The sequence below is a fragment of the Burkholderia sp. Ac-20345 genome, assembly GCF_017104825.1.
Classification (GTDB): Bacteria; Pseudomonadota; Gammaproteobacteria; order Burkholderiales; family Burkholderiaceae; genus Burkholderia; species Burkholderia lata_B.
This window is the reverse complement of the sequence record NZ_JAAGPO010000386.1, coordinates 1-3751: the sequence shown is the minus strand read 5'-3', so window position 1 is coordinate 3751 and position 3751 is coordinate 1. Positions and strand designations below refer to the sequence as shown.

The window sequence follows — 3751 nt, the reverse complement described above, 5'->3', positions numbered from 1 at the left end:
GACGACTACGTGGTCAGCTCGACGATCCTGTCGATGCTGCTGATGAACGATTCGCCGCAGCATCGCGTGTTCGCACAGGCGCTCGCCGGCGCGAACGACTACACGCCTGACTGGATGACCTGCTCGTACGAATGCGCGGGCTGGGGCTACGTGCTGCGCCGCGCGCTCGCGACCGCGGCCGAAACCGGGCCGCGCACGCTGCTGCTGCAGATCGTCGATATCGACGTGCATGGCTTTACGTACTGGCACGGCAACCCCGCGTGGGGGCAGTCGGGCTTCGGCGTGTGCACGCTGCTCGTCGACGTCGGCCGCGAAGCGTCACCAGCAGCCCCGTCGGTACTCGCGGACGCCGCGCCGCCGGCCAGCGCCGTCGTGCGGCTGGGTCGCGACATCCGCACCTTCTGCGCGGCCCGCCCCGGCTTGCAGGCGGCGCTGCCGTTCTTTCCGGCGACGTCGCGCCGCGCGCTGCTTGCGTCCGTCGGCAAGACCCCGCTGCTGCCGGACGGTCACGGGCTGTTCGGTCACGCGTTCGGCAGCGATCCGTGGCTGTCGGTGCTGCTCGCGCATCGCGACGGCGACACGCCGCGCCGCGCGGCCGTCTGCTCGCTCGCGCTGAACGGCTATTACGCGGTCGCCGACGTCGCGTTCGCGCCCGACGCGACGTTTTCTCTCGACGACGAGGCGTGACATGGTGCGACCCGTTCACTTCACCTACCGGATCGAGCGCGACGCGCGGCAGCCGGTCGCGGTTGCCGCAAGCGCGTACCGGATGCCGCTCCACACGCCGGCCGACTATGCGCGCGCCGCGCTCGCGGAAACGGCAGGCGACGTGTATGACGCCGGCGCCGTGCATACGGGCGATGCGCTCGGCGGCGATCGCCGTGTGCTGCTCGACCACGTCCAGTACTTCGCGTTTCTCGCGGACATCACCGCGCGGGTCCGCGACGCCGTGCATCCGGACGCACGCGTGTTCATCGAAGTCTGCGCGCCGTACTTCGGCGCGCTGCCGGCCGAACTGCTCGCACCGCACGTGCTGCTCGGCGTGCACCTGTACGACGAAGCATTGCGCGATGCCGCGCGCGGTGCGCCGGTCGTATGGATCGGCGACCGGATCCTGCGCGATGCGGAATTCGCCGGCGACAACCGCGTGTGTTGCGCGATCTGGCCCGCGCGGCTCGCCGATGCCCTCGACGCGCAGCTGCGCGGCCCGTGGCCGTCGTATGCGATCCGCCTCGATCCGCACCCGGCCGCACCGCGCGGCGCCGCCACGACGCTTACCGATTCCGCCCATCATTCCGGCGCCGCCGCGCGGCCGGGGAGACCTTGAAATGACTGACACGCTCACCGTTATGCAGGACACGGCCGACATCCGCTGGTCGATGCCCGTCGACGCCCTGATGTCGAACGACTACGAACTGCGCGAAGAGGCGCTGAACCGTCTGTACGAAAAGGCGAAGGCCGCGCAGTGGGACGTCGCGACCGATGTCGACTGGAGCCACGATCTCGACCCGGCGAACCCGCTCGGCATGCCCGACCCGACGCTGCTGATCTACGGCACGGAACTGTGGGGCAAGCTGTCCGACGCCGACAAGCGCGAGGTGCGCCATCACGCGCAGGGCTGGCTGCTGTCGCAGATCCTGCACGGCGAGCAGGCCGCGCTGATCTGCGCATCGAAGCTCGCGTCGGCCGAGAACGGCCTGAGCGCGCGGCTGTGCGCGGCCGCGCAGATGATGGACGAAGCGCGCCACGTCGAGGCGTACGCGAAGCTCGTCAACGAGAAGCTCGACGTCAGCTACCCGATGAGCCGCTCGCTGAAGGGGCTGCTGCACGACACGATCACGAGCAGCGCGCTCGACATGACGAACCTCGGGATGCAGGTGCTCGTCGAGGGCATCGCGCTGTCGATCTTCCAGAGCGTCGTTGCGTACAGCACCGATCCGTTCATCAAGGACCTGTTCGTGCGGATCCAGCGCGACGAAGCGCGTCACTTCGCGGTCGGCCGGATCACGCTCTGCCGCGTGTATGCGGAGATGAGCGCGGTCGAGCTGCGCGAGCGCGAGGAGTTCGTCTGCGAAGGCGCGGCCGTGCTGTACGAGCACCTGTGCGCGGACGACATCTGGGAACCGATGGGGCTGTCGAAGCGCGAATGCAGCGCGATGGTACGCGAGTCGCCGGTCTCCAGCTCGATCCGTCGCTCGATCTTCCGGCGCCTGGTGCCGACGATCCGCGAGATGGGCCTGCTCACGCCGACCGTGCAGGCCACCTTCGAAAAACTCGACGTCCTCGACTACGCGGCGATGCCGCTCAACTGAACCATGACGACGAACGCCTCCCAAGCATCCCGCGACGCCGGCTTCTGGATCGGCATCGACGCGGTGGCCTACGAGCTGCCGGGCCTGCCCGTCGATATCGAGGCCTGGGCCGCCGAGCGCGACTACCCGGCGCAGCGTGCCGCGGCGATCGCGCACTCGGGCAGCCGCTATTTCCACATGGCGCTCGACACGAGCGAGACCGATCTCGCGATCGCGGCGGCCGGCCGCCTGCTCGACACCGCGCGCGTGCATCCATCCGACATCGGCGCGATCGTGCACGTGCACACGCAGCAGTTCAGCGTGCCGCCCGCGCCGCGTAGCCTGCCGCACGAGCTGGCCGCGCAGCTCGGCATCGAGCCGCTGTGGCTCGGCTCGGTCGCGCAGCTGAACTGCGTGTCGGTCGCGGCCGGCATCGAGACGGTACGCGCGCTGATGCGCCGCTATCCGCAGCTCGACGCGGCGCTCGTCGTGTCGTCCGACCGCGTGTACGGCGAGGATTACCGGATGCGGCAGATGACGGGCGTGCAGTGTGACGGCGCGGCGGCGATGCTGATCGCGCGCAACAGCACGAAGAACCGGCTCGGCGGCATCGCGATCGAGACGCATGCGAAATGGCACCGCGGCTCGGACACCGTCGCCGCGAACGAGGCCGACCTGATCATGATGGAGTGGCCGTACACGCGCAAGGCGATCGACGCGGCGGTCGCGCTCGAGCCGCACGCGCTCGACGCGTACGAACTCGTGCTGCCGCACAACGCCGACCTGCCCGGCTGGAACGCGCTGTGCCGCGCGATGCGCGTGCCGGCCGAGCGGCTCTATGCGGAAAACATCCATGCGCGCGGCCACGCGTGCTGTTCGGATTTCCCGATCAACCTGGCCGACGTCGGGCTCGACGCGGTCGCGCGCGGGCAGCGCGTGCTCGGCGTGATGCAGTCGAACTGCGGCGCGTACGCAGCCGCCACGCTCCATCCGGTGGGCCGCCATGACGCCTGAGCGCCCGCTTCCGCCCGCCGGCGACCACGCGTGGATCGCCGACCTGCGCACGCCGTGCTACGTGTACGAGCCGGAAGTCGCGATCGCGCGCTACCGGTCGCTGAAGGCGCGGCTCGGCACGCGGCTGATCGTGTCGCTGAAGGCGAACCCGAACCAGGACATGCTCGCGCGCTGCGCGCATGCATACGAGGACGGCGTCGAACTCGCGAGCCGCGGAGAACTCGATGCGGTGATCGGCCGGATCAAGACGCCGCGCTACCTGAACAACCCGTCGATGGACGAGATGTTCATGCGCGCCGGGCTCGCGTCGCGCTGCCATTTCGTGCTCGACAACCCGGACGCGGTCGCGCGCTTCGTGCCGCTGGCGCGCGAGGCGGCGGCCGGCGGCGGCACGCCGGGCCCGGTCCTGCTGCGCGTGAATGCCGGCGCGCTGGCCGGCGACGATA

4 protein-coding genes and 1 pseudogene are annotated in these 3751 nt (G+C 70.0%); all 5 read left to right on the top strand.

Annotated features, from left to right (window positions below):
• Positions 1–687: hypothetical protein (locus tag G3O06_RS49515; RefSeq protein ID WP_241020605.1), on the top strand; the 687-nt coding region annotated here is incomplete at its 5' end.
• Between the two features lies 1 nt (position 688).
• Positions 689–1327 (top strand): hypothetical protein, encoded by a 639-nt coding sequence (locus G3O06_RS46990; protein WP_205820162.1) that lies wholly within the window; start codon positions 689–691, stop codon positions 1325–1327.
• A 1-nt stretch (position 1328) separates the two neighbouring features.
• On the top strand, positions 1329–2312 hold the full coding sequence (locus G3O06_RS46985) for a ferritin-like domain-containing protein (protein ID WP_174949553.1): 984 nt from the start codon (positions 1329–1331) through the stop codon (positions 2310–2312).
• Positions 2313–2315: 3 nt separating this feature from the next.
• Positions 2316–3305, top strand: a complete 990-nt coding sequence (locus tag G3O06_RS46980; RefSeq protein WP_205820161.1) for a 3-oxoacyl-ACP synthase — start codon at positions 2316–2318, stop codon at positions 3303–3305.
• Positions 3295–3751: pseudogene (locus G3O06_RS46975) on the top strand (PLP-dependent decarboxylase); the annotation flags it as partial. The gene G3O06_RS46980 and the pseudogene G3O06_RS46975, both read left to right, overlap by 11 nt.

What these genes read in the sequence shown, in the direction of transcription:
- G3O06_RS46985 (WP_174949553.1), top strand. Translation starts at nt 1,329, where the DNA reads ATGACTGACACGCTCACCGTTATGCAGGACACGGCCGACATCCGCTGG.
- G3O06_RS46980 (WP_205820161.1), top strand. Translation starts at nt 2,316, where the DNA reads ATGACGACGAACGCCTCCCAAGCATCCCGCGACGCCGGCTTCTGGATC.
- G3O06_RS46990 (WP_205820162.1), top strand. Translation starts at nt 689, where the DNA reads ATGGTGCGACCCGTTCACTTCACCTACCGGATCGAGCGCGACGCGCGG.